This window comes from Nocardia suismassiliense (assembly GCF_900269665.1).
Lineage (GTDB): Bacteria > Actinomycetota > Actinomycetes > Mycobacteriales > Mycobacteriaceae > Nocardia > Nocardia suismassiliense.
The window spans coordinates 850,975-873,698 of the sequence record NZ_LT985361.1 but is presented as its reverse complement, the minus strand read 5'-3'; the positions used below and the strand labels follow the sequence as shown (position 1 = coordinate 873,698).

At 66.3% G+C, this 22,724-nt stretch carries 23 protein-coding genes, 1 pseudogene and 1 riboswitch; of the genes and pseudogenes, 12 read left to right on the top strand and 12 right to left on the bottom strand.

What is annotated here, in order from left to right; translation table 11 throughout:
• Positions 1-24: 24 nt before the first annotated feature.
• From DBO33_RS03925 to DBO33_RS03915, 3 genes are all read right to left on the bottom strand, one after another.
• A complete protein-coding gene (locus DBO33_RS03925) occupies positions 25-1,827 on the bottom strand; it encodes an MDR family MFS transporter (RefSeq protein ID WP_234390682.1) in 1,803 nt (600 codons plus the stop codon).
• A complete protein-coding gene (locus tag DBO33_RS03920; protein ID WP_234390681.1) occupies positions 1,824-2,330 on the bottom strand; it encodes a MarR family winged helix-turn-helix transcriptional regulator in 507 nt (168 codons plus the stop codon). Before DBO33_RS03920 ends, DBO33_RS03925 begins: the two co-directional genes overlap by 4 nt.
• 87 nt (positions 2,331-2,417) lie before the next feature.
• On the bottom strand, positions 2,418-3,239 hold the full coding sequence (locus DBO33_RS03915; RefSeq protein ID WP_107653809.1) for a crotonase/enoyl-CoA hydratase family protein: 822 nt from the start codon (positions 3,237-3,239) through the stop codon (positions 2,418-2,420).
• Between the two features lie 247 nt (positions 3,240-3,486).
• Here DBO33_RS03915 and DBO33_RS03910 point away from each other — a divergent pair, with 247 nt between their 5' ends.
• Genes DBO33_RS03910 through DBO33_RS03900 form a run of 3 tightly spaced genes read left to right on the top strand, consistent with a single transcriptional unit; the run spans position 3,487 to position 4,947 of the window.
• Entirely contained in the window at positions 3,487-3,807 is a 321-nt protein-coding gene (locus tag DBO33_RS03910; RefSeq protein ID WP_107653808.1) for a 2-oxo-4-hydroxy-4-carboxy-5-ureidoimidazoline decarboxylase, read from the top strand.
• Positions 3,808-3,860: 53 nt separating this feature from the next.
• On the top strand, positions 3,861-4,337 hold the full coding sequence (locus DBO33_RS03905; protein ID WP_107653807.1) for a YbaK/EbsC family protein: 477 nt from the start codon (positions 3,861-3,863) through the stop codon (positions 4,335-4,337).
• A 58-nt stretch (positions 4,338-4,395) separates the two neighbouring features.
• The gene (locus DBO33_RS03900) at positions 4,396-4,947 is read left to right on the top strand and encodes a flavin reductase family protein (protein WP_107653806.1); all 552 of its coding nucleotides are present in this window, start codon (positions 4,396-4,398) and stop codon (positions 4,945-4,947) included.
• Positions 4,948-5,003: 56 nt separating this feature from the next.
• On the opposite strand, the gene DBO33_RS03895 is transcribed toward DBO33_RS03900, so the two are convergent.
• Positions 5,004-6,323 (bottom strand): aminotransferase class V-fold PLP-dependent enzyme, encoded by a 1,320-nt coding sequence (locus DBO33_RS03895; RefSeq protein ID WP_107659957.1) that lies wholly within the window; start codon positions 6,321-6,323, stop codon positions 5,004-5,006.
• 47 nt (positions 6,324-6,370) lie between these two features.
• A riboswitch (SAM riboswitch) is annotated at positions 6,371-6,484 on the bottom strand.
• A gap of 108 nt (positions 6,485-6,592) precedes the next feature.
• Here DBO33_RS03895 and DBO33_RS03890 point away from each other — a divergent pair.
• The 3 genes from DBO33_RS03890 (at position 6,593) to DBO33_RS03880 (ending at position 12,830) form a co-directional block, all read left to right on the top strand.
• The gene (locus DBO33_RS03890) at positions 6,593-7,240 is read left to right on the top strand and encodes a LysE family translocator (protein ID WP_107653805.1); all 648 of its coding nucleotides are present in this window, start codon (positions 6,593-6,595) and stop codon (positions 7,238-7,240) included.
• A gap of 338 nt (positions 7,241-7,578) precedes the next feature.
• A complete protein-coding gene (locus tag DBO33_RS03885; protein ID WP_107653804.1) occupies positions 7,579-11,496 on the top strand; it encodes a Pls/PosA family non-ribosomal peptide synthetase in 3,918 nt (1,305 codons plus the stop codon).
• Complete coding sequence (locus DBO33_RS03880) at positions 11,496-12,830, top strand: M1 family metallopeptidase (protein WP_107653803.1); 1,335 nt, start codon at positions 11,496-11,498, stop codon at positions 12,828-12,830. Before DBO33_RS03885 ends, DBO33_RS03880 begins: the two co-directional genes overlap by 1 nt.
• Before the next feature lies 1 nt (position 12,831).
• Here the strand turns inward: DBO33_RS03880 and DBO33_RS03875 are convergent, their stop codons facing one another.
• The 3 genes from DBO33_RS03875 to DBO33_RS03865 are packed head-to-tail and all read right to left on the bottom strand — an operon-like array spanning position 12,832 to position 13,961.
• Positions 12,832-13,020: a hypothetical protein gene (locus DBO33_RS03875; RefSeq protein WP_107653802.1), complete on the bottom strand. Its 189-nt coding sequence runs from the start codon at positions 13,018-13,020 to the stop codon at positions 12,832-12,834.
• A gap of 55 nt (positions 13,021-13,075) precedes the next feature.
• Positions 13,076-13,531, bottom strand: a complete 456-nt coding sequence (locus tag DBO33_RS03870) for a DUF2752 domain-containing protein (RefSeq protein WP_107653801.1) — start codon at positions 13,529-13,531, stop codon at positions 13,076-13,078.
• Between the two features lie 52 nt (positions 13,532-13,583).
• Entirely contained in the window at positions 13,584-13,961 is a 378-nt protein-coding gene (locus DBO33_RS03865; protein ID WP_234390680.1) for a glyoxalase superfamily protein, read from the bottom strand.
• 294 nt (positions 13,962-14,255) lie between these two features.
• Between DBO33_RS03865 and DBO33_RS03860 the strand changes: the two genes are divergently transcribed.
• The 4 genes from DBO33_RS03860 to DBO33_RS42565 all read left to right on the top strand — a co-directional run bounded on the left by DBO33_RS03860 (position 14,256) and on the right by DBO33_RS42565 (position 18,072).
• Positions 14,256-15,308 carry an alpha/beta fold hydrolase gene (locus DBO33_RS03860; protein WP_107653800.1) on the top strand — a complete coding sequence of 351 codons (1,053 nt, stop codon included), beginning with the start codon at positions 14,256-14,258 and terminating at the stop codon, positions 15,306-15,308.
• Positions 15,309-15,443: 135 nt separating this feature from the next.
• A complete protein-coding gene (locus DBO33_RS03855; RefSeq protein WP_107653799.1) occupies positions 15,444-15,734 on the top strand; it encodes a putative quinol monooxygenase in 291 nt (96 codons plus the stop codon).
• A gap of 191 nt (positions 15,735-15,925) precedes the next feature.
• The gene (locus DBO33_RS03850) at positions 15,926-16,129 is read left to right on the top strand and encodes a hypothetical protein (RefSeq protein ID WP_107653798.1); all 204 of its coding nucleotides are present in this window, start codon (positions 15,926-15,928) and stop codon (positions 16,127-16,129) included.
• Positions 16,130-17,703: 1,574 nt separating this feature from the next.
• A complete protein-coding gene (locus DBO33_RS42565; protein ID WP_159080112.1) occupies positions 17,704-18,072 on the top strand; it encodes a hypothetical protein in 369 nt (122 codons plus the stop codon).
• A gap of 210 nt (positions 18,073-18,282) precedes the next feature.
• On the opposite strand, the gene DBO33_RS42560 is transcribed toward DBO33_RS42565, so the two are convergent.
• From DBO33_RS42560 to DBO33_RS03825, 5 genes are all read right to left on the bottom strand, one after another.
• Entirely contained in the window at positions 18,283-19,578 is a 1,296-nt protein-coding gene (locus tag DBO33_RS42560) for a hypothetical protein (protein ID WP_159080111.1), read from the bottom strand.
• 71 nt (positions 19,579-19,649) lie between these two features.
• A complete protein-coding gene (locus DBO33_RS03840) occupies positions 19,650-20,159 on the bottom strand; it encodes a hypothetical protein (RefSeq protein WP_107653796.1) in 510 nt (169 codons plus the stop codon).
• 43 nt (positions 20,160-20,202) lie between these two features.
• Positions 20,203-20,367 carry a hypothetical protein gene (locus DBO33_RS42555; RefSeq protein WP_159080110.1) on the bottom strand — a complete coding sequence of 55 codons (165 nt, stop codon included), beginning with the start codon at positions 20,365-20,367 and terminating at the stop codon, positions 20,203-20,205.
• 211 nt (positions 20,368-20,578) lie between these two features.
• A complete protein-coding gene (locus tag DBO33_RS03830; RefSeq protein ID WP_107653794.1) occupies positions 20,579-20,833 on the bottom strand; it encodes a hypothetical protein in 255 nt (84 codons plus the stop codon).
• Positions 20,826-21,317, bottom strand: coding sequence for a DNA-directed RNA polymerase subunit beta (locus tag DBO33_RS03825; RefSeq protein WP_107653793.1), 492 nt, complete (start codon positions 21,315-21,317; stop codon positions 20,826-20,828). Before DBO33_RS03825 ends, DBO33_RS03830 begins: the two co-directional genes overlap by 8 nt.
• A 196-nt stretch (positions 21,318-21,513) precedes the next feature.
• On the opposite strand from DBO33_RS03825, the pseudogene DBO33_RS43820 reads away from it, so the two are divergent.
• Both DBO33_RS43820 and DBO33_RS03820 read left to right on the top strand, forming a co-directional pair.
• Positions 21,514-21,696: pseudogene (locus DBO33_RS43820) on the top strand (helix-turn-helix domain-containing protein); the annotation flags it as partial.
• Positions 21,697-21,801: 105 nt separating this feature from the next.
• The gene (locus tag DBO33_RS03820) at positions 21,802-22,674 is read left to right on the top strand and encodes an XRE family transcriptional regulator (protein WP_234391473.1); all 873 of its coding nucleotides are present in this window, start codon (positions 21,802-21,804) and stop codon (positions 22,672-22,674) included.
• Positions 22,675-22,724 lie beyond the last annotated feature (50 nt).

Sequence of the window (22,724 nt, the reverse complement as noted above, 5' to 3'; positions counted from 1 at the left end):
GTTTCGCCCCGGGCACGGCTTCGGTCACGCCGATCCGGACCTGCCAGTGCCACGATCGCCTGGGTCACTGCCGTCGCGGGGGCTCACCGCGGCCCCACCGCCGAGCACCAGCCCGGCCTGATCGACCACGCGCGACTCGGTCTCGAATGCCGCGTTCGACTCCTCGGCCTCCTCGGCCTCGGCCCGCGCCGCCTGCAGCCCGCCGACCATACGCAGCGGCACCTCCCGCCAGAACAGCACGAGGATCAGCGCCAGCAACGCGACCCCGGTGGCCGACAGGAACACCATCGACATGGAGTCCGCGAAGCCGACCTTGAACGGCCGGGCCAGCTCCGGGCTCAGCTGCTGAATGATCGAGCTGTCCTTCAGCACCTCGCCCGCGGCCGAAGTATCTTGCGCCAGCAAGCCTTTCGCCAATGCGGCGTCGACCGGGTTGCTGCTGCGCGCACCCTCCACCACCGCTTGCTGGAACTGCGGATCCGCAGCGGCACTGCGCATCTCGTCGGAGATGTTCGGCGTCAGCTGTGCGAACAGGATGGACAGGAACACCGCGACACCGAGCGTGCCGCCGATCTGCCGGAAGAAGGTCGCGGCCGCGGTGGACACGCCCATGTCCTTGGGCGGCAACGCGTTCTGCAGCGCCAAGGTGAGCGGCTGCATCAGGTTGCCGAGCCCGAATCCGGTGCACGCCATGAAGATCATCGCCAGCCACAGCGGGCTGTCGGCGGTCAGGAAGTGCAGCAGGAACAGGCCGAGCGTCAGCATGGTCGCGCCGATGATGGTGAAGGTGCGGTAGCGGCCGGTCCGCGAGATCAGCTGACCCGACACCACCGAACCGGTCATCAGGCCGAGCACCATCGGCAGCATCTGCAGGCCCGCCAGCGTCGGGCTCGCCCCGCGCACCACCTGCAGGTACTGCGGCAGCAGCGAGATACCGCCGAACATGCCCGCGCCGACCACGAACGAGATCACCACGCCCAGTGCGAAAGTCCGGTTCTTGAAGATGCGCAGCGGGATCAGCGCGGCGTCGCGCAGCGCCTTCTCCACGAAAACGAACCCGATGATGCCGGCCACTCCGATCACGTAGCAGGCGATGGCACGCCCACTGCCCCAGCCCCATTCGCGGCCCTGCTCGGCGACGATGAGCAGCGGGACGAGACCGATCGCCAGCGCCAGCACGCCCCACCAGTCCACCCGATCGGTGGAGTGCGGCCGCTTCGGCAGCTTCAGCACCCGGTACACCACCGCGAGCGCGATCAGGCCGATCGGCACGTTCACCAGGAACACCCAGCGCCAGCCGCTCACCCCGAGGATCGTCTCCTGCCCGGCGAGCACGCCGCCGAGCACCGGGCCGATCACGCTGGAGGTACCGAAAACGGCCAGGAAGTACCCCTGGTACTTGGCGCGTTCGCGCGGCCCGACGATGTCGCCGAGGATGGTCAGCGCCAGCGACATCAGCCCGCCCGCGCCGACGCCCTGCACGGCCCGGAAGGCCGCGAGCTGGTACATCGACTGCGACATCGTGCACAGCAGCGAGCCGACGATGAAGATCGCGATCGCGAGCATGAAGAACTGCTTGCGGCCGAACATGTCGGACAACTTGCCGTACAGCGGGGTCGCCAGCGTCGCGGTGATCAGATAGGCGGTGGTCGCCCACGCCTGCATCGAGTAGCCGTTGAGGTCGTCGGCGATGGTGCGGATCGCGGTGGACACGATCGTCTGGTCGAGCGCGGCCAGCAGCATCCCGAGCATCAAGCCGCTCAGGATCACCAGAATCTGGCGATGGGTGAACTCGGGCGGCGATTCCACCTTCTCAGCCGTTGTCACGTCTCGTTCTCCGTCCCAGTAAAGGTCTCGTCCCAGTTGCGGCGCATCGCGGCGATCATGTCGGGCCTGGTGCGCTCGAAGTCGTCCACGAACTGTTCGAGCAGTCCGGCGAAGTCGGCCCTGGCCTGCGGCGTCCATTCGGCCATCACCCGGCTCAGGTTCTCGTTGCGACGCCTGCGGATCTCTTCGGCGACGGCCCGGCCACGGTCGGTGACGACGAGCACGGTGGCTCTGCCGTCCACCGGGTCGGCCTGCCGCTCCACCAACTTCTTGCCGACGAGCTGGGCGACCTGACGGCTGACCGTCGAGGCGTCCGAGTGCAACACGCCGGCCAGCGCGCCCGATCGCATCGGTCCGTCACAGCACAACCGGATCAGCGCGCCGAAGGCGGCCGGGTCCAGTCCATCCTTGGTCCAGGTGCTCAGCTGGGCCGCGGTGCGGTCGCGAATTCGCTGCAATCGGGTGAGTTGCATCGCGATCGTATCGATCGTCCGGTCGTCCACACCTCATCCTTGCTTGCATCAATCAATTAGTTGCGCAATGCAAGTATGCGGACGACCCTCTTACTGGGGCAAGCGATATCCGGCGCTTTACTCGCCCTTGAACTCCGGTGCCCGCTTCTCGAACACCGCCTTGATCGCCTCGGTCAGGTCCTGCGACGGCAGGAACGCCGAGTTCCACGCGGACACATAACGCAGCCCGGCGGCCACCTCATCCTTGCGCCGCTGATCCAGCACGTCCTTCACACCCTGCACCACCAGCGGCGGGTTCACCGCGATCTCGCGTGCCGTGGCGTGTGCGGCGTCCAGTGCCGCGTCCTGATCCGCGAATACCTCGTTGACCAGGCCGATCTTCTCCGCACGCGCCGCGTCGATGTCCTTGCCGGTGTAGGCGAGCTCGCGCAGCTGGCCCTCCCCGATGATGCCCGGCAGCCGTTGCAGCGAACCGATGTCGGCGACGATGGCGACCTTCGCCTCGCGCAAGCTGAACTTCGCGTCCGCGCTCGCGTAGCGGATGTCCACGGCGGCGATGAGGTCGAGACCGCCGCCGATGCACCAGCCGGAGATGGCCGCGATCACCGGCTTGCGGCAGTCCGCCACCGCGGTCACCGCACCCTGCATCTTGCGCAGCTCCACCAGGAACTCGGTGCGCGGCGCGGCCAGCGCACGCTCGGCCATCAGCGGGCCGAACATGCCGCTCATCGCGGGCAGGTCGAGGCCGTAGGAGAAATGCTTGCCCGAACCGGTGAGCACGATCGCGCGCACCTCGGGGTCGGCGTCGAGCGCCTGGAAGATCTCCGGCAGCTCCCGCCAGAAATCCGGGCCCATCGCATTGCCCTTGCCGGGACCCGTCAACGTCACCTGCGCGACGTGGTCCTTCGTTTCAACGGTGAAAGCCTGCCAGTCAGTCATTTGTACAGCGTATCGAGGAGAGTGCGCCCTGGTACTTCGCATCCCGGAAATGGCGTGGACCAGTGCCTTGCCTGTCCACACGCCTCGCTGTCCACAGCGCGCGTTTGGCGAGCGCCGTTCGCCGTCCGCACGACCGACGGTTGTGTAAAAACTGCGCAAAATTGGTGGGGCGCAGTGGTTCCCCGTTCGCGATCGAGCGGATCATAAAGCTCGTCAGCAAACCTCGATTCTGGATTCGGAGGCCATCATGCTGATGCATCAAGGAATCGGCCTCGAGCGGTTCAACCAAATCTCGCGTGCCCGTGCGATTCACGCGTTGTTCGCCTGCTGCTGCAATGTCACCTGGGCCGCCACCCTCGCCGATGCCCGGCCCTATCCGAACAGGGACGCGCTGCTGGCCATGGCCGATGTGGAGTTGCTCGCGCTGTCCCAGGACGATCTGGACCGGGCACTCGAAGCAGTTGTGCACGAACAGGTCTCGGGTGCCAGCCTGGCCGAGCTCGCGCAGATCACGCAGGCGCGCATCACCCGGATGCTCGGGCCGAGCGAGGGCTATCCGGAATACTGACGCATTCGCCGAGTAGCCCGGCGCACCACCCGCAATCGCTCTACTCTGGTGGCATGCGCAGGTCGACATTGCCACCGATCGCCTGCCGAGTCGCGGACACCCTCATCGCCCGAGGCCATCACGGTGTCATCGTGACCCAGCCGGCCCCCACCCCCACCGTTGCGGATGCCGCGCGCACGCTCGGCGTCGACGTGGGCGCCATCACCAGCTCCCTGGTCTTCCTGCTGGACGAGGATCCGGTGCTGCTCCTGGTTTCCGGCGCGCACGAGGTAGATCTCGAGTCCACCGGAAAACGCCTGGAGGGCACCCTGACTCACGCCCCCGCCGACATGATCCGCCAGGTCACCGGCCAGCCGATCGGCGGCGTAGCCCCGGTAGGCCACCCCACCAACCTCCCCACCTGGGTAGACACCGCCCTCTCGAATCACCGCGAGGTCTGGGCCGCGGGCGGTCACCCGAACACGGTCTTCCGCACCTCTTTCCACGAACTGGTCCGGATAACCGCCGGCCTACCGATAGACGTCGACTGATTACACCCCTATATCTGGCCTGAATACGCCGAGAGGCGGGCTGGCGTAGGTTCGAGGGGTGACCGAAGCTGAACGGCCCGCCACGGATATCCAGATCCCGGATGATCTGAGCGGGATTACTGCCGAGCAATTCCGCGCATCGATGCGCCATTATCCGGCGGGCGTCACCGTCGTCACACTGAACTCTCCGAAGGGCCCGATCGGTTTCACCGCGACTTCTTTCGCCTCTCTGTCGCTGGCTCCGCCGCTCGTCTCCTTCAATATCGCGCACACCTCGTCCAGCCTGACCGCCCTGCTCGACGCCGACTCGGTCGTGATCCATTTCCTCGGCGAACACCAGCACCACCTGGCCCAGCGTTTCGCCCGCACCGCCGAGGACCGCTTCAGCGACCGCTCCCTCTGGACCACCCTCGACACGGGCGAACCGGTCCTGCACGGCACCCCCATCTGGCTGCGCGCGACCATTCACCAGCTCATCCCGCTGGGTGACCACACCCTGGTCGTCGGTCTGGTGACCCGGGTGCACGACAACACCAACGAAACCCCCGCCGCCGCTCCCCTTCTTTACTACAACGGCCGCTACCACCGACCGACCAAACTCGGCGACTGAGCGACGTTTTCGACCATGGCCGTCCGGCGTAGTGCCGGGCGGCCACTTTTATCCGGCTACCCGGTGAGGCAGGGCGCGGCGCCGGTCGGGGCCTGGGAGGTGAAGGGGCGGGTCTCCGGAGTGGGGTTCCAGAGGTTGTTGGTGGTGGCGTAGTTCCAGCTCGGGGCCTGGTGGACGAGCGTGGCGACGGCCTCGACGAGACGGTCGATGTGCGCCGCCGTGGTGCCGAGGCCGATGCTGGCGCGCAGGGCGCCGTCGAGGTCGAGGCGGGCGAGCAGCGGGTGCGCGCAGAAGCGGCCGTCGCGGACGCCGATGCCGTGTTCGGCAGACAGATAAGCGGCGACGTGGCCGGGGACGAAACCGTCCAGGGTGAAGGCGACGATGCCGACGGTGTCGGGGGCGTCGTTCCAGATGCGCAGCAGGTTCACGCCGGGGATCGCGGCGAGGCCGTCGCGGAGTCGGTCGGCGAGGTGGTGTTCGTGGGCGGCGAGGGTTTCCGCATCGATCTCACAGAGCGCGTCACAGGCGGCGGCGAGAGCGGCGGCGCCGAGCACGTTGGGCGAACCACCCTCGTGGCGCTGCGGCGCCTGCGCCCATTCGGTGCCGGCGGTGGTCACCTCGCGGACCGCGCCACCACCGGCGAGGTACGGCTCGGCGTTGTCGAGCCAGTCGCGGCGGCCGACGAGCACGCCCGCGCCGAACGGCGCGTACAGCTTGTGGCCGGAGAAGGCGAGGTAGTCGATGCCGGTGTCGCGCAAACTGATTCGCCGATGCGGCGCGAGCTGAGCGGCATCGACGAGGATACGGGCGCCGCACTGGTGGGCGATGGTGGCCAGCCGCTCCAGCGGCAGCACCTCGCCGGTGACATTGGACGCGCCGGTCACCGCGAGCAGCGCGGCGGGCTTGCTGCACAGCTCGGCGACCAGCCGGCCGATGGTCTCCTCGACCGTCGCCCCGGCCTGCACGACGCGGCGGCCGTGCCTGGTCCAGGGCAGGAAGTTCGCGTGATGCTCGATGTCGAGCACCACGGTGTCACCGGGCACGCAGGACGCGAGCAGGTTCAGCGAGTCGGTGGTGTTGCGGGTGAAGACCACCACCTGGTCGTCGGCCGCGTCGAGGAATCGGGTGACCGACCCACGGGCCGCCTCGTAGCACTCGGTGGAGATCCGCGACGCGTACCCGGCGCCGCGGTGCACGCTCGCGTAGAACGGCAGCAGCTGCTGCACCCGGTCGGTGACCTGCGCCAATGCGGGCGCGCTGGCGGCGTAGTCGAAGTTGGCGTAGGTGGTCGTCCCGCCCTGGACGAGCGGCACCTGGAGATCGTCGCCGGAAACCCGGGCAAGAGGGGCACAGTTCTGGGTTACCACAGCAGTCATCACGAAAATCCCATCGGCTCCGGGACCCGCAATCAGGTGATTCGTCGAGTCCGCGCTTGCCGCACCCGGTCGGGCGTCGGCCTGGTCGTCACCCGGAGCACCCCACCGCGGAGGAGGGTTGCCGACCAGCAAGCCGGGGCTGAACGCTGGTACTCATGACCTGACCCGAGATTGGCAGATGCCAACCCGCCGTGTCAAGACCAAGGGTCGCGTGGGCGCGGCGGCGGAAATGCGTTGCTAATCCCGCGCCATTGGGGTCACATCATTGGGTGTCGCTTTCCCTGCTGCTGAGCTTTATCGGTCTGTGCGTGCTGCTGTCGCTCACTCCCGGCCCGGACTCGTTCCTGGTGCTGCGGTTTTCGCTGGTGGACGCGCGACCGGGGATCGCCGCGGCGATCGGGTCGGCGCTCGGCGGGATCTTGTGGGCGGTCGTGGTCGCGGCCGGTGTCGCGGCGCTGCTGGAGCAGTCGGCGACCGCGTACCGCGCGTTGAAAGTGATCGGCGGAATCTACCTGGTGTACTTGGGGATTCGCGCGTTGCTCGACCAACGGAGGCAGCGCAGGGCGGCGCGGGCAGCCGATGGCGTCAGTGGTCTGGCGGACAACCCGGCGGGCACCCGGACGTCGGTTCGCTCGGCGTTCACCGCGGGTGTCGTCTCGTGCATGTTCAACCCGAAGGTCGGCCTGTTCTATCTCGCGGTGCTGCCCCAGTTCCTCACCGAGGTCACCTTCGTCAACACCCTCGCCCTCGGTGCCATCGAATCGGTGATCGCCGCGGTAGAGATGGTGCTCCTGGCCTTGGTCGCCTCCCGCGCGGTCGCGCTGCTGCGCCGCCCGAAGATCCGGGAGCGGCTCGAACAGGCCAGCGCCGCCATGCTGACCACCCTCGGCATCGGCACCGCCGCCTCCGCGGCCTGAGCGATTCGGCGCGAAACGCGCTGAGCTGCAAGATCACCAGCAGGATGAGGGGAATCACAGCGGCGCGCGCTCGGCGACCCAGCGACCGCCCGGCGAACCCACCCGGTAACCCGCCCACCAGGCGTTGCTTCGGCGCGTCCGAAAGAAATCGCCACGACCTGCAACAACCTCGCCCACGACCACCAGCGCGGCAACCTAGGCGGTGAACAACAAACGTCGACAACCCCGAGTACCGTGGACAACTGGTCACCATGGTGTTTGCCCATTGGTAACCCAGCTATGACACAACAACACCAGGGAAGTGCGAGGCAGGTCGAATGGGAGGTGGGCAGGGCGTCATGCTCCAGCCACAGGTTGACGCGACGGTACACCCGCTATTAAGGACCGCGCACACGCCACCGGCCCGCACCCTCGTCGACATCCTGACCGCTACCGCGCTGACCCATCCCGACGCACCCGCCATCGACGACGGCGACACGGTGCTCACCTATCTCGAACTCGTGGTGGAGATCGAGAGGACGATGGCCCGCCTCGCCACAGCGGGTGTGCGCCCGGGCGACCGGGTCGGCGTGCGGATGCCGTCCGGCTCGCGCGAGCTCTATCTCACCATCCTCGCCGTCCTGTACGCGGGCGCCGCCTATGTGCCGGTCGACGCCGACGACCCGGACGAGCGCGCCCAGCTGGTCTTCGGCGAGGCGCAGGTCACCGCGATCGTCACCGCGGCGGGCATCGAGACGACGCCGGCGGGAATCCGTGCGGCAGCGGACAATCCGGCCGACGCCGCCACGAGCACCCTGCCAACCCCCGCCGACGACGCCTGGATCATCTTCACCTCCGGCTCCACCGGAACACCGAAAGGTGTTGCGGTGACCCACCGCAACGCCGCCGCGTTCGTGGACGCCGAGGCCAGGCTCTTCCTGCCGGACGCCCCGATCGGACCGGGCGACCGGGTGCTCGCCGGACTCTCGGTCGCCTTCGACGCCTCCTGTGAGGAGATGTGGCTGGCCTGGCGCAACGGCGCCTGCCTCGTCCCCGCCCCGCGCGACCTGGTCCGCACCGGCGCCGATCTCGGCCCGTGGCTGGTGCGCCGGGAGATCAGCATCGTCTCCACCGTGCCGACGCTGGCCGCGACCTGGCCCGCCGAAGCGCTGGACGCGGTCCGGCTGTTGATCTTCGGCGGCGAGGCGGTGCCGCCCGAACTCGCGGAACGTCTTGCCGGCAACGGTGATACGGAACGCGAGGTCTGGAATACCTACGGCCCCACCGAAGCCACGGTGGTCGCCTGCGCCGCGCTGCTCGACGGCCAATGGCCCATCCGGATCGGGCTCCCGCTCGACGGCTGGGATCTCGTGGTGATCGACGCGGCCGGAAACCCGGTGGGCGAGGGCGAGTCCGGCGAACTGGTGATCGGCGGCGTCGGCCTGGCTCGCTACCTCGATCCCGCGAAGGACGCCGAGAAGTACGCGCCGCTGCCCTCGGTCGGCTGGGACCGCGCCTACCGCAGCGGCGACCTGGTCCGCAACGACAGCGAAGGCCTGGTCTTCCTCGGCCGCGCCGACGACCAGATCAAGCTCGGCGGCCGCCGCATCGAGCTCGGCGAGATCGACAACGCGCTGCAACACCTGCCCGGTGTCACCGGTGCCGCCGCCGCGATCCGAACGACCAAGGCGGGCAACAAGATCCTGGTCGGCTACCTCACCGGACCCGGGCCTGATTTCGATCTCAAAGCGGCCAGAACTCAACTGGCCGAACAACTTCCGGCCCCCCTGGTGCCGCGGCTCGCGGTCGTCGACGAACTGCCGACCCGCACCTCCGGCAAGGTAGACCGCAACGCGCTGCCCTGGCCGCTGCCCAACAGCGCCGACGACGAAGCAGACAACGATCTCACCGGCACCGCGCAGTGGGTTGCCGGACTGTGGGATTCGATCCTCGGCGGCGAGGTGCTCGACCTCGACGCCGACTTCTTCGATCTCGGCGGCGGCTCGCTGGCCGCAGCCCAGCTGGTAACCGCGCTGCGCGCCCGTTATCCCCAGATCACCGTCGCCGACCTCTACGACCATCCACGCCTCGGCGCACTGGTGGAACTGCTGGAGCAGAGCACCCCGGCCGTCGCCGTCGAGGAGCGCGTGGTGCGCCCGACACCGCGGCGCGCCCAGTGGACCCAGGTGCTGGCCACCATCCCGCTCACCACGCTCACCGGCCTGCAGTGGCTCACCTGGCTGGCCATCGTCGGCAATATCGCGGCCTGGTCCGGCTCGCTGCCGTGGCTGCCGCAGCTGTCCTGGTGGTGGACGCTGGTGGCGTTCCTGCTCTTCATCTCCCCGCCCGGCCGGATGGGGATCTGCGTGGTCGGTGCCCGCCTGCTGCTGCGCGGGGTCGAACCCGGCCGGCATCCGCGCGGCGGCTCGGTGCATCTGCGGCTGTGGGCCGCGGTCCGCCTGTCCGAGGCCAGCGGTGCCGAAAACCTCTCCGGCGCACCGTGGATGGTGCCGTTCGCGCGGGCGCTCGGCGCCAAGATCGGCAAGGGCGTGGACCTGCACACGCTGCCGCCGGTGACCGGCATGCTCGAACTCGGCGACGGGTGCAGCGTGGAACCCGAGGTCGACCTGTCCGGTTATTGGATCGACGGCGACGTCGTGCACATCGGCCCGGTGACCGTCGGCGCGGGCGCGGTGGTCGGCTCGCGATCGATCCTGTTGCCCGGCACCAGGATCGGCAAGAACGCCGAAGTCGCGCCCGGCTCCGCCGTGTCCGGAAAGGTCAAGGCCGAGCAGGAGTGGGCGGGCTCGCCCGCCGCGAAAATCGGTAAGGCGCATCATCGCTGGCCCGCGCACACGCCCGATCGCGCGGCGCACTGGGTGGCGATCTTCGGCGTCACGTCGATGGCGCTGGCCGCGGTGCCGATTCTCGGCCTCGGCGCGGGTGGCCTGTTCATCGCCTGGTTCATCCGCGACACCCGCACCCTCGCGGGCGGTTTGGGGCGCGCCTTCGCGATCCTGCCGGTCGCGACGCTGCTCAGCCTCGCGGTGTACGCGGCGATCACCATCATCGCGGTGCGGCTGCTCAGCTTCCGGCTGCGCGAGGGTTATCACCCGGTGCGCAGCCGCACCGGCTGGCAGGTGTGGTCCACCGAGCGCCTGCTCGATGCGGCGCGTACCTTCCTGTTCCCGCTGTACGCGAGCCTGCTCACGCCGATCTGGCTGCGGCTGCTCGGCGCGAACATCGGCAAGGGCGTCGAGGCGTCTACGGTGCTGCTGCTGCCCAAATTCACCACGGTCGCCGACGGCGCGTTCCTGGCCGACGACACCATGATCGCCAGCTACGAACTCGGCGGCGGCTGGCTGCGCATCGGCGAGGCGAAGGTCGGCAAGCGCGCGTTCCTCGGCAACTCCGGCATGACCGCGCCGGGGCGGCGAGTACCGAAAAACGGTCTCGTCGCGGTGCTTTCGGCCGCACCGTCCAAGTCGAAGGCGGGCTCGTCCTGGCTGGGCAGTCCGCCGGTGCGGCTGCGCCGCGCGCCGGAGAGCTCGGACACCGCACGCACCTTCGATCCGCCGCCGAAGCTGCGGATCGCCCGCGCCATCGTTGAAACCTGCCGCCTGTTCCCGGTACTGGTCACCTTCGCCATCGGGCTCGGCGTGCTGTTCACCCTCGCCTGGCTCGCGCGAACCATCGGTCACCTGCCCACCGCTCTGCTCAGCGGGTTGGTGCTGCTGGCCGCCGGTGCGGTGGCCGGCGCGAGTTCGGTGGCCGCGAAGTGGTTGCTCATCGGGCGGATTCGCGCCGAGGAGCATCCGCTGTGGAGTTCGTTCGTCTGGCGCAACGAGGTGTCCGACACCTTCGTGGAAACCGTTGCGGCGCCGTGGTTCGCGCGCGCCGCGACGGGTACACCGGTGCTGAACCTGTGGCTGCGTGGGCTCGGTGCCCGGATCGGCCGCGGGGTATGGTGCGAGTCCTATTGGCTACCGGAGGCGGACCTGGTGACACTCGGTGACGGCGCGACCGTGGAACGCGGCTGCGTCGTGCAGACCCACCTGTTCCACGACCGCATCATGTCCATGGACACGGTCACTCTCGGCGCGGGCGCCACCCTCGGCCCGCACTGCGTCGCACTGCCCGCCTCGACCATCGGCGAGGGCGCGACCATCGGCCCCGCCTCGCTGGTCATGCGCGGCGACACCGTTCCCCCGTCCACTCGCTGGTGGGGCAACCCGATCGCGCCTTGGTTCGGAGGCGACCCGGGGGCGGCCCGCTGATGCCGGGCAAGTTCTACGAGGCGCCCATCGACGAATACCTGCCGCAGAACGGGAATCGGGGCTACCGGGTATCGCGGTACGAGCTGGACCTCGTCTACAAGGTGGCCAGCAACCGGCTGGCGGGCCGCGCCGAGATCACCGCGGTGACCACCGTGGTGCAGCCGCGATTCTCGCTCGATCTGTCCCAAGCGCTCACCGTGTCCAAGGTGTTCGTCAACGGCGCCAAGGCCGCCAAATACGCCCACCAGCGCGGCAAATTGGTGATCACGCCGCAGCAGCGCATTCCGGCGGGCGGTGTGCTCTCGCTGGTGATCCAATACGGCGGCGTGCCGCGGCCGGTGCGCGGACCGTGGGGTGCGGTCGGCTGGGAGGAGCTCACCGAGGGCGCGCTGGTGGCCAGCCAGCCGAACGGCGCCGCGTCCTGGTTCCCCTGCGACGATCACCCGAGTTCCAAAGCCAGCTACCGGATTTCGATCACCACCGACAGTCCGTACTACGCGCTGGCCAACGGCACCCTGCTGCGTAAACAGGTCAAGGCCAGCCAGACCACCTGGGTCTACGAGCAGGCCGAACCGATGGCCACCTACCTGGCGACCATTCAGATCGGGCCGTACCAGAAGCACCGCATCGTTTCCCCGCCCAGCTCGGTGCCCATGCACGCGGTCGCCCCGCCCCGGCTGCGCGCCAACTTCGAGCACGACTTCGCACGGCAGCCGCAGATGATGGAGCTCTTCGCCGAGCGGTTCGGGCCCTACCCGTTCGAGGCGTACACCGTGGTCGTCACCGACGACGAGCTGGAGATTCCGATCGAGGCCCAGGGCATCTCCATCTTCGGCGCCAACCACTGCGACGGCAGGCGCGGCGCTGAACGGCTGGTCGCGCACGAGCTGGCACACCAGTGGTTCGGCAACAGTCTCACCATCCGGCAGTGGCGCGACATCTGGCTACACGAGGGCTTCGCCTGCTACGCCGAGTGGATCTGGTCCGAGGCGGCAGGCGGCCCGACGGCGGACCAGCTCGCCCGCGCGGCCAGGCACAATCTGTCCAGGCAGCCGCAGGATATCGCGGTCGGCGATCCCGGACCGCAGCACATGTTCGACGATCGTGTCTACAAGCGTGGCGCGCTCACCCTGCACGCATTGCGGCTGGAACTGGGCGACCAAGCCTTCTTCGATCTGTTGCGGGAGTGGACGATTCGCTACCGCCACGGGTCGGTGAGTACCGAGGATTTCACCGATCTGGCCGGGCATTACAGCCGGGTTCCGCTGCGGCCGCTGTGGGACAGCTGGCTGGCCGGGAAGCCGCTGCCGCAACTGCCGCCCTCGGCGGCGTAGGTCAGAACACCAGGTACCGGGAGGCGAGTTCCTCCACCAGGGGGTCGTCGTCGGGGACACTGTTGAGGGCCTCGAGGTCGGTTTCCACCGAGACCTGGCGAGGGTCGTCGTGTTCGGCGTCCGGGCCGCCGTCTTCGGCGAGTTGACGCAATAGCTTGGCCCTGATGCGGTCTTTCAATGAATCACTCATGGTGGCAGCTTGCCCGGATCACGGCGCGGGAATCGCCCGGGCGCGCCGGATGGGTCTAGACCGGAGCCAGCCAGGTTCCCCACGGCGTATTGCGCAGGACGGTGTACACCGCGAGGAACGCGAAGAAAGTCCACATCGTCACGGAGCCGATCGAGGGCAGGCGCATGCGTTGACCGCGCCAGGCGCGCAGGCTCCAATCGGTTATCCACAGCACGAAGGCGAGCACCAGCGGAATCGCAAGCAGGTTGCTGTGCAACGAATCCAGCACCTGGCCGTCGGTGAGGTTGTGGATGGCCCGCATGCCGCCGCAGCCCGGACACCACCAGCCGGTCAGCGCGTAGACCGGGCATACGCCGTAGGAACCCTCGACGTGCGGGTCGCGCACGTGTAACAGCACGCCGATGCCGATACCGACGCCCGCTACCAGCAGCGGAACCCCTACGCCGCGCCAACCGGACTTGGGCGGATCCTGCTGCGCCGCCGATTCCGGTGCCACGTGCGTGCTATCCACAGCACCAACGGTAACTGTGGCGCGCCCGTCGCCGCCAGCGGATGGCCGGGCGCTAGTCCGGCTGGGCGAAACGCAGGGTGTTGCCGAACGGGTCGGCCAGCTCGAATCCGGGGCCGCCCGGGCCGTCCTCGGGGCAGCCCGGCTTGGCGTAGCGGTACTCCTTGCCTGCTAGCTCGGTGTGCCACGCCTGGATGTCGTCCACCGCGATCCATACGACGGTGCCGGGTGTTCCGTCACCGTGGTGCTCGCTGAGGTGCAGTTGCGCCGAGCCGCGCGACACCTGCGCGTACAACGGGAAGTCGTCGCCGAACCGGTGTTCCCAGTCGACGGTGAAACCCAGGTAATCGCGGTAGAACTCGTACGCTTTGGCGACGTCGAACATGCGGAGAACCGGGATGGGTGCTGCGAAGCCGATCTCATCGGAAGCCACGCCGTCGATCATCGCACCGGGGTACGACATTTCGTGGTGGGTCCACGCGTGCCGACGCGAGCACGCAAAACCGTTACTGGATCGCCACTTTCGCGCGCTAACGCAACCAGCCTGGACAGGCGATGAAGTCAGCAGAGCTAGCTCCGCCATGATTTTTTTGTGAACAGAGACAGTGTCACTGCACCGAATTACGGGTATTCCTACCTTCGAGCCAGAAGATCCGTTGCGGTGCGCTTGCACTAGCAAGCACTCAGCTTGCACTGTACTGTGGCGGCAGACACAAAGGAGTGCCCGATGCTGGTGAAGTCGATGAAGACTTTGGCGGACGCGCGTAACGGCGCCCTGACCGCCGCTTATCGTGCCGGACTGCGATCACGCACCTTCCGGACCGCGTCGTTGAACGCTCCTACCGCTCCCCTCGAGGTCATCCCGGTCACCACCGTGGACGGCGCCCGCCTGCGGGTGCACGCCTACGGCCCCGCCGACGGCGAGGTCATCGTGCTGATCCACGGCTGGAGCTGCAGCATCGAGTACTGGAACCCGCAGATCAACGCCTTCGCCGACCGGTATCGCGTGGTCTGCTATGACCAGCGCGGCCACGGCGAGAGCCAGCTCGGCCGTCTGCTGCCCAGCCGGAATACCCTCGCCGACGACCTGTCCGCCGTGCTCGACGCCACCCTGCGACCCGGTCAGCGCGCCGTGCTCGCCGGCCACAGCATGGGTGGCATCACCCTGCAGGCGTGGGCCGCCCGCTACCCCGAGCAGGTCCGGCGCCGGGCCGCCGCAGCCATCCTGCTGAACACAACCTCGGGCAATATCCGTTACGACACCGACCTGCTCCCGCTGCTGAACAAGCAGCTCACGGTGCAGAACAAGCCGATCACCTTGCTCGGCGCCCCCGTCCGGCTGCCCAACTTCGTCTCCGAGACAGTGCTGACCACCCCGGTCCCGCTGCCCGGCGGCTGGCTGGTCAGCGCGGTATTGAAGGACCGGGTGATGAACAAACGAGCGACCGTCGACGAGGTGAACTTCGCGCTCGGCATCGTGCGCTCCTGCCGCCCACTGACCCGTGGCCGCCACGCCGCCGCCCTGGCCGACCTCGACGTCACCGACGGCGCCGCCCACCTCACCGTGCCCACCACGGTCATCGCCGGCCGCCACGACCGGCTGCTGCCGGAACGCATGGCCCGCCGGATCGCCGACACCCTCTCGCGCACCGGCCACCTCGCCGCGTACCACTGCTGGCCCACCGGCCACCTCGGCAATATCGAGGCCGCCGAGCGCTTCAATGCCGAACTCGCGCACGTCGCCGAGCAGGCGACCCTGCGGACAGCCGCCGCGGGCTGACCCCCTAGCTGTTCTCCCGGGCCGGTCAACGGCGCCCGACCCGGGAGCAACATCCCCGCACCGATGAGTCCACCGGCCGCGCCTCGTCCTTACTGCTGAGAACGCAATCATCCTTCGGCAGAAGAGGTTCCGCCTGTGTTGATCATCGCCGGTTACGCGGAAGTCGACCCCGGCCAGCGCGACGCCTACGTCAGCGCCTTCCACGACTTGCTTCGCCGCTGTCGAACAGCTCCCGGCTGCCTCGACTGCGCCATCACCGCAGACCCTGTCGACCCGGCGCGCGTGAACGTCTCCGAACTCTGGGACACCGCGGAGAACATGGAAGCCTGGCGATCCGTCGCCAACGCACCGGACCCCGGCATCGCCCTCAAGAACAACACCGTACTGAAGTACACCGTGACGGATGCTCAGCCACCCTTCGACTGACCAGTTGTGGCCCAACGGTTTTCATGCTCAGAAGGCGTATCGATAGCGCACTGCGATCGGCACAACCTGCGTTGCGGCTTGGCGGCGGTCCAACGACAGACGTCGCCAGCGTGCTACGACTGTCTCCGCCACCGAGGTGGTCATCAGCGCCTACGCAAGTAGCAGTTGAGTCGAACCAGAGGGAACCAACCATGACATCCACCGAATACACGACGCTGCACTTCTCCCAAGCCAACCCGGTCGGCCCGGGCCAAGCAGATGTGTCGGCTCTGCTGCGTTCCGTAGCGTCGACGATTGAGGAACTCGGCCAGGTGACCGTCGCGGATCTGATCCTGCACAACGAGGTCACGGCGGAAGGAAACTGGCCCTCGATCACTGTCTACTACAGCAAGTGACGGGTTCGACCAGTAATAAAGGCCTCTGACACACGACGTGCATGTCAGGGACCTTTTGTGGAGCCGCCTGCGAGAATCGAACTCGCGACCTTTTCATTACCGAAAACGACGACTACCACGGACAACCCTGGACCATCCCGTATTGCATGAAGTATGCCTCTAGCTGGGGATACATCTACTATGAACGACTCTCGACGATCGAATGTTCATTCGAACACGGACTACGTCCGCCGACTTAGTTGGGACTTAGTTGGGGCTGGCCGGGCCAATCCGTCGGCGTGTCAGATCAGCAACTCGCCGCGCCCTTCTGACGCCAGCTATCGATCAGCAACGGGGCTGAGAGGCAAACCCCGAAGGGGTGCGGCAGCCCGTTACGACGGTTCGGCGATCATCGGTCAGCGGTGCGACAGCTGGCCAGGCGAAGGCTGAGCGCACCGCTTCAGTCCCCATCCTGGTTACGCGCCAGGGTGCTGCCCGAACGCAACGGAGGGCGGGCACCCTGGGCGGCGCGCATGCGCGCCGCTCTTGATCCAGTAGAAGCGAATTCGGCAAGTTCTCTAATTGGGTTTCCGGTTTCCTCTTCCCTTTCTTCTCACTTCCGGGGGCTCCCAAACTCTCTTCATCTACCTAGTTGGTCCATCAAAGACTGCAGCACAACACTTTTCGCGAATCTGACCATGCGTCCGCCCGTTTGCGACGCGACCGGCGGCACCCCTGGCGCGTAGTACCGGGGTGGAGCGGTCCGAAACCGGACATGAGTGTCAAGACTCGGCAATCGCTCGTCTCAAAAACGATCGTTTATGAGACACCGCAACGAGACTCGGCCAACGGGCATGGTGGGGGTACACCCCGTCCTACCCGTCATGGCCTGCCCTCAGGCATACCGGCCTGTCTCCCCCCGGGCTACACGTGCCGCCGGGGTGGGGGTACGCCCCTCCCCCCGTCCCTTATACACATCTCCCCGCCCCCTATACACATCTCCCAGCCCACGAGACTGTACTAGAGCTCGTATGCCGGACCTCACGCCTGCCCCCATCACGGCATGTCCNGGCAGGGACGCGGGAGCGTGCTCCCTGGCTGGGCAGGGGGCAGCGCCGGGCAGCAGGTGCAGGCTCCGGGCCTGCCAGGGTGAGACTCGGCTCCGTGTCGGCACAAGTGCCTCCGTCTCAGCGTCGGCTGAATCCGACTGTGGCCGTGACGGGTTGGCTCAGGTCTGCTGATCAGGGTGAGCGTCCAGTACCCCAGGGGGACAACCCTCACCCCGGGTTCCTAGACCGGCACGTAATGCGGCTGCCCGGTCCTGTACGGGTTTCAGGCTTCCGTTACCTAGTCCGCGGAGCTGTGCCCTGCGGGTAACGAATCGATAGCCTGACCGAGGCCGGCTGCGGCATCGCAGCAGTTCAGGTCGTCTTGTCGGAAGTAACTGCACAACACGTTATCGGTTCCGCGGCGGCCTTCGGTCGCCTGACAACTCCCATCCGGAATCGCCACCGTTACGAATACGCGATGTCCGTCTCGCACGACGCGGTTGAGCGTGCCGCCTCGTCGAGTAAGCGCCCCAGACAGGAGAAGCCATGTCACATCCAACTTGCAAGCTCGTTCTTGCCTCGTTCGCTGTCGTCGGCGCAACGCTGGCATGCGTGTCAACCGCCGGTTCGGCAAACGCGAAACCTGTCGACAGCGCCGTGCTCAAAAAAATGACAGAAACTGAACGGAACTGTGTGGATAATTACGCGGGCGTGCCCAATTCTGGCGACCGTCACACTAAAATCGCGACCTGTGTTTTCGGCGAATATCATGAGCTGAAGGCTAAGGAGCGTAAGGAAGTGGGTAAAATCGTCTTCACATGGGAACAGTGTGCCCAAGAAGCAAGCCACGAGGACGGGCCCAATTATGTCGATGCAGTCAATAAGTGTTGGGACGAGGCAGTCGACGCCAAGTAATTCACCCTTGGCGCGGATCGACTAGGGCAGCTCCCGGCTACAGGATCAACGGTCGCGTGTTTGTCCTCGGTCGCGGCCCTGCCATTGCCCGGTACCGCCCCGTTCAACACGGGGCGGGTAACCGGGTTTCGTCTCCACCGCCGCAGTCGGGGGTTGGGCTCGACCCATTCCTCGAACTCGCCCAGGGGTCTGGAGATTCCAGGACGGCCTTCACTGGCTGCGTGGGCCGATCTCGGGTGTGCGTGGGTCTTTGCCCTGCCCGGTACCGCCTCGTTCGACGCTGGGTGCCTGTCCGGGAGGAGTCTGTACAGCCGCCTGCGGTGCCTGTGCGTGCGACAGCCCTAGCCGGACATGCTCTGGCACCTGAGCTTGATTAAGCATCTCGCGATACGCCGCGTCCCGTGCCTGGTCCAACTCGGCCCGCGTCCGCGCGGCCTCTCGCGCTTCGGCTTCTCGCTGTGCAGCTGTCTCGCGAGCTTTATCGGCAGCTTCACGTTCGGCTGCCGCTTCACGTTCCGTCCTGGCAGCGTCGGCCGCCTCCGGCGGAGACCGTTCCCCAACGTCGACGGCTTGTTGCTCTCTGGGCTTATCAGGTACCGGGAATGGGAACTCTCGCGCCGCGAGACGGGCGGCGTCACGTGCCACTTGTTCGATCAGAGCGGCTTTAGCTGCTTCGGGTGACTCTCGGCCCGGAGTGGTCTTTTCGGGTGCTTTGTCTGAGGACGGTTCAGGGCCGCTCTGTAGTCGGCCCTGAAATTCCCTTACAGCCTTCTCGGCAGCATCACGGGTAACCCGATCACGCTCAGTCTCCCGTGTTTCAAGGGTTTTAGCCCGCTCGGCTCGTAGTTCGGCCTGCTGTGCCCGTTCAGCTTGAACGTGTCGCGGAGCGTCTGCTCTACCGCGAGCGGCAGACTCTCGGAACGCTTGCATGGCGCGGAACTTCTCTCGTGCTTCACGAGCCTTGGCGAGTGCCGCTTGCTTGTCTCTGGCGTTTTGGAGCGCCTGCGCCTTGCCCTCGCGCGCTTTCTCGCGGACCTTATCTAATTCGAGCTGCTGCCCCTGCCCGCGTTCGATGGCAAGTCCTTTAGCCCATATTTCACGGGCGGTTTCTCGGTCAATGATCAGATGTGTAGACTTTTCCGGAAAATCTCGGCGTATTTTGTCTATCAACTCCTGACACCGTTCGGAAATAAGCTCCCGCTCCACCGTACGCAAGGTGTAGTGGTCAATCCTGCCCGTCCTGAGCAGCTCATATACGACCGCTAGCTGCTTCTCGTCCTTCTTGCTATCCAACCTGCCCGACTTGTCTTCGTCGGCCAGAATCTTGCCCTGATCGTTCGCTATCTTGTCGAAGACGACATTACCTATTCCAGGGACTCTGAAAACCTGCGACTGTTGAACGTACCCTTTCTCGCGCAGGTGGTAGTGCTCATAGGTACCGTTCTCGAATATCCTGCCCCTGTCGTTATTCGAGTACGGGTCTCGGTCCCTGTCGTATCCGTCCATCGCGAAGCCACACCCCCCGGTGCACTGGAACTGCTGGTTATAGACGCTGGCCTGTCAGTGGCCCATGACGACTAGGCTTCGCCGTCGCGCTTCTCGATGTGGTAACCCGCGTACTCGCGGATCGTTTCTGCCAGATCCGAAAACATCCCATCGGGATGTCCGATCATGCTCTTCATCAGATACCACGCCGTGATTTCATCCTCGTCGTACGTATCGAACTTGAGAGCTGGATTTACCTGCGGATAGAATGTGAACTCTTCACCCGGCCACTCGTATTCGATCCACTCAGCACCGGCGAACCTGATAAAGCATTCACCCATGAAACAAATAAACGCGTCGGCCATGTCGGCGTTCTCGGGACCCATCGCGGTAGCCAGGTCGGGGAACAATTCCGCGACAATCGGATCAAGCCGTTTGACCTCCGGCGAGTCTTCGGGCCACGGCTCCGAAGGAATTTCATGAATGCCCGCGTAGTCCATGAATTTCTGGGCCTGCGCTCGACGGCGTTCAGGGTCGACCCATTTACCCCACTCGGTCCGCTCGACGCCGAGATCCATCGTCAGCTGTTCGTCGTCACCCATGTCTGCCTCTCTCGTCATGGCCGGAACAGGCCAGTATTCCACGTCAAGATCGCAGCTTCCGGGGTTCTTCCGGCGGCTGCGCCTGCACGAGTCGTTCACGCGCCGCGTTGAGTTGGTCCATCAACGGCCCACTCTGCGGTTCTCCTGCTTCGTTCCACGCCGCCACGGCACGACGGAATTCGCATTGAGCATCTTCATATTCGCTCATGGCCCCTCCCAGAGACGTTCGTTCGGCAAACGCGCCAAACCCTCAGTGCCGCCGGGAACTACGTCTACCGCATCGAAGTACGGCTTCTGACGCTGCTCCTGGAGAAAGCAAAACGCAGAGGTAAGGCACGCGGCGAAGTCCAGCGGTTCACCTGCCAGCATGACGCGTAGGTGCACGTCGGGTTCTTCGGGATGCGGGGACCGGTGCGTGCTCACCTCGATACCTCCGCGTTGGTGCCGGATTCGATATCGAGGGAGGCCAACTCTCGATGGGCGACCGGTGCCAGTCGCCACGACCGCGCGACCTGCACGTAGCCCTCTTGTTGAAGCCAGGTCATTGTCCGCGCGACGACGCGGCTCGAACGTCCCAAATCAGCTGCCAGGTCATCGATATCGTGTGCCCGGCCATCGTCCATCGCACGCATGACCAACAGCTGAGTCTTGCTGAGTTCGTGCCGATCAGCCACGATGCACCGCCATCGATCGCGGATCGCGATTGATACCGGTACACGCCAGTATCGATTCCACTACAACCCGACCCGAGGGCCGAAAGGTGTTGCAAGGTAGTTCAATCCATCGCCTGCTGCCGCCTCCGGGTTCTGCTGTCGGCGACGGCAACGGGATCGCCCCCTGACGAACGATCATCACGTTCAGCCGGAACAAGTCGTTGAACACCCGCGTGTCGTCATCGGGCACATCAGGACGAATCAGGAACGACCATCGGTTCGAGCCGACGTGTGCCACGATCGGACCGACCGCTACCCCGTGGCGCTGCATGTGTTGCCGCAGAACACTTCCCAACGTTCCCGGCATAGTCAGCGCGCCGCAACTCCCGGCAAGGAAGATGATGCGTCCGGAGCCGGGCGGGTCGATGTTGGCGGCCAGTCCACACACCAGGCGGTAGTAGACGCATCGAGAGACTGGTGTATCCCCAAATGAAATGTTCTTCATCGGCTTTAGGCCCCCTGCTCGCATGGAGTGGATTAGGTGGCCCGGCCCCTAGCGGTTTGGAAGGGTGAGGGTGACTCGGGCCGACTCGAGGCACCTACCGGGCACCAATTCAGACAACCACCGCGAATGCCTGGGAATGCGCAGGTTCGCGTCTACATGCGTCTACAAGCTCCCCAGCGGCAGTTAGTCTGGGGCTGTGGAGTCTGACGCCACTATCCCCACCGGTGCCCAGCTCCGTGCTGCGCGTGAGGCCGCCGGGTTGAGTCTCTCGGCGCTGTCAGCTCGCACGCATTACAGCAAGCCCTACCTTGGCCTACTAGAGACTGGCCAGCGCCCGATCTATCCCGAGCATGTCAGTGCCTACTCTGACGCGCTGGGGCTTGGCTCGGCGCTGTTCGTCGAACCTGCCGATGGGGAACAGGCAGCGGCGGAATGGGTCCATCGGGTAGCGGCGTCGGATCTAGGTGGAGACACCCTCGACCGTTTGGAGTTGTCTGTCGACGACTTGGCTGCGGCGTACCCGACAACTCCTCCGAGCGAATTACTCCTCCGCATACGGCAGCATCTCGGCTACGCCGGACGCTTGATGGACAGCCGCAAGACGTTGCCACAGCACCGCCGGTTACTCATCACGGTCGGCTGGCTCTCACTGCTGGCGAGCACATGTCATATCGACTTGGGCGAATCATCCGCTGCTGCGGCACGCGGGCACCTCGCATGGAAGTTGGCGGACGAGGCCGGACACCCGGAGATCGCAGCATGGTGCCTGGAAACGCGGGCATGGCAACAGTTGACCAATGGCAAGTTCGCAGCGGCGGCCGAACTGTCCCGCGCGGCACAGACCCTTGCCCCGGAGGACAGTTCGGCGTTCATCCAAGCGACTGCCCAAGAGGGACGCGCGCTGGCACGGCTAGGCGACAGCAAGGGCACCTACGGCGCGTTGCGGCGGGTAGCCAGGCTGGTGTCCGGACTGAATGCTCCCGATCGACCAGAGCACCACTTTCGCTACGACCCCGCGAAGTCGGATGCCTACGTAGCCACCACACTGGCGTGGCTCGGCGACCCGGCAGCGGAGTCCTACGCCCGGCACGTACTTGCCGACCTCATGGACGCTGCGATAGCCCGGCCTCGCCGAATCGCCTCGGCCAACTTGGACTTGGGGCTGGCCCTGGTCGCGGCCGACAAGCCGGACGAGGCGGCGAATGTCGCGCTCACGGCCGTCACCTCAGGCCGCTTGGTTCCATCGAACTACTGGCGTGTGTCCGAAGTGGTCTCCGGGATCGAGGACCGCGACGCCGCCGACGCGATCACCGTCCGCGAAGCGTTCCGAGACACCTATCCCTCGCTGGGGACCTGATCCGGGAAACTTCCGCAAACGGGTACGGAGCCCATAGCAGCTCGAACGGG

What these genes read in the sequence shown, in the direction of transcription:
- DBO33_RS03915 (WP_107653809.1), bottom strand. Translation starts at nt 3,239, where the DNA reads ATGACTGACTGGCAGGCTTTCACCGTTGAAACGAAGGACCACGTCGCG.
- DBO33_RS03910 (WP_107653808.1), top strand. Translation starts at nt 3,487, where the DNA reads ATGCTGATGCATCAAGGAATCGGCCTCGAGCGGTTCAACCAAATCTCG.
- DBO33_RS03905 (WP_107653807.1), top strand. Translation starts at nt 3,861, where the DNA reads ATGCGCAGGTCGACATTGCCACCGATCGCCTGCCGAGTCGCGGACACC.
- DBO33_RS03895 (WP_107659957.1), bottom strand. Translation starts at nt 6,323, where the DNA reads ATGACTGCTGTGGTAACCCAGAACTGTGCCCCTCTTGCCCGGGTTTCC.
- DBO33_RS03885 (WP_107653804.1), top strand. Translation starts at nt 7,579, where the DNA reads ATGCTCCAGCCACAGGTTGACGCGACGGTACACCCGCTATTAAGGACC.
- DBO33_RS03880 (WP_107653803.1), top strand. Translation starts at nt 11,496, where the DNA reads ATGCCGGGCAAGTTCTACGAGGCGCCCATCGACGAATACCTGCCGCAG.
- DBO33_RS03875 (WP_107653802.1), bottom strand. Translation starts at nt 13,020, where the DNA reads ATGAGTGATTCATTGAAAGACCGCATCAGGGCCAAGCTATTGCGTCAA.
- DBO33_RS03860 (WP_107653800.1), top strand. Translation starts at nt 14,256, where the DNA reads ATGCTGGTGAAGTCGATGAAGACTTTGGCGGACGCGCGTAACGGCGCC.
- DBO33_RS03850 (WP_107653798.1), top strand. Translation starts at nt 15,926, where the DNA reads ATGACATCCACCGAATACACGACGCTGCACTTCTCCCAAGCCAACCCG.
- DBO33_RS42565 (WP_159080112.1), top strand. Translation starts at nt 17,704, where the DNA reads ATGTCACATCCAACTTGCAAGCTCGTTCTTGCCTCGTTCGCTGTCGTC.
- DBO33_RS42560 (WP_159080111.1), bottom strand. Translation starts at nt 19,578, where the DNA reads ATGGACGGATACGACAGGGACCGAGACCCGTACTCGAATAACGACAGG.
- DBO33_RS03840 (WP_107653796.1), bottom strand. Translation starts at nt 20,159, where the DNA reads ATGGGTGACGACGAACAGCTGACGATGGATCTCGGCGTCGAGCGGACC.
- DBO33_RS42555 (WP_159080110.1), bottom strand. Translation starts at nt 20,367, where the DNA reads ATGAGCGAATATGAAGATGCTCAATGCGAATTCCGTCGTGCCGTGGCG.
- DBO33_RS03825 (WP_107653793.1), bottom strand. Translation starts at nt 21,317, where the DNA reads ATGAAGAACATTTCATTTGGGGATACACCAGTCTCTCGATGCGTCTAC.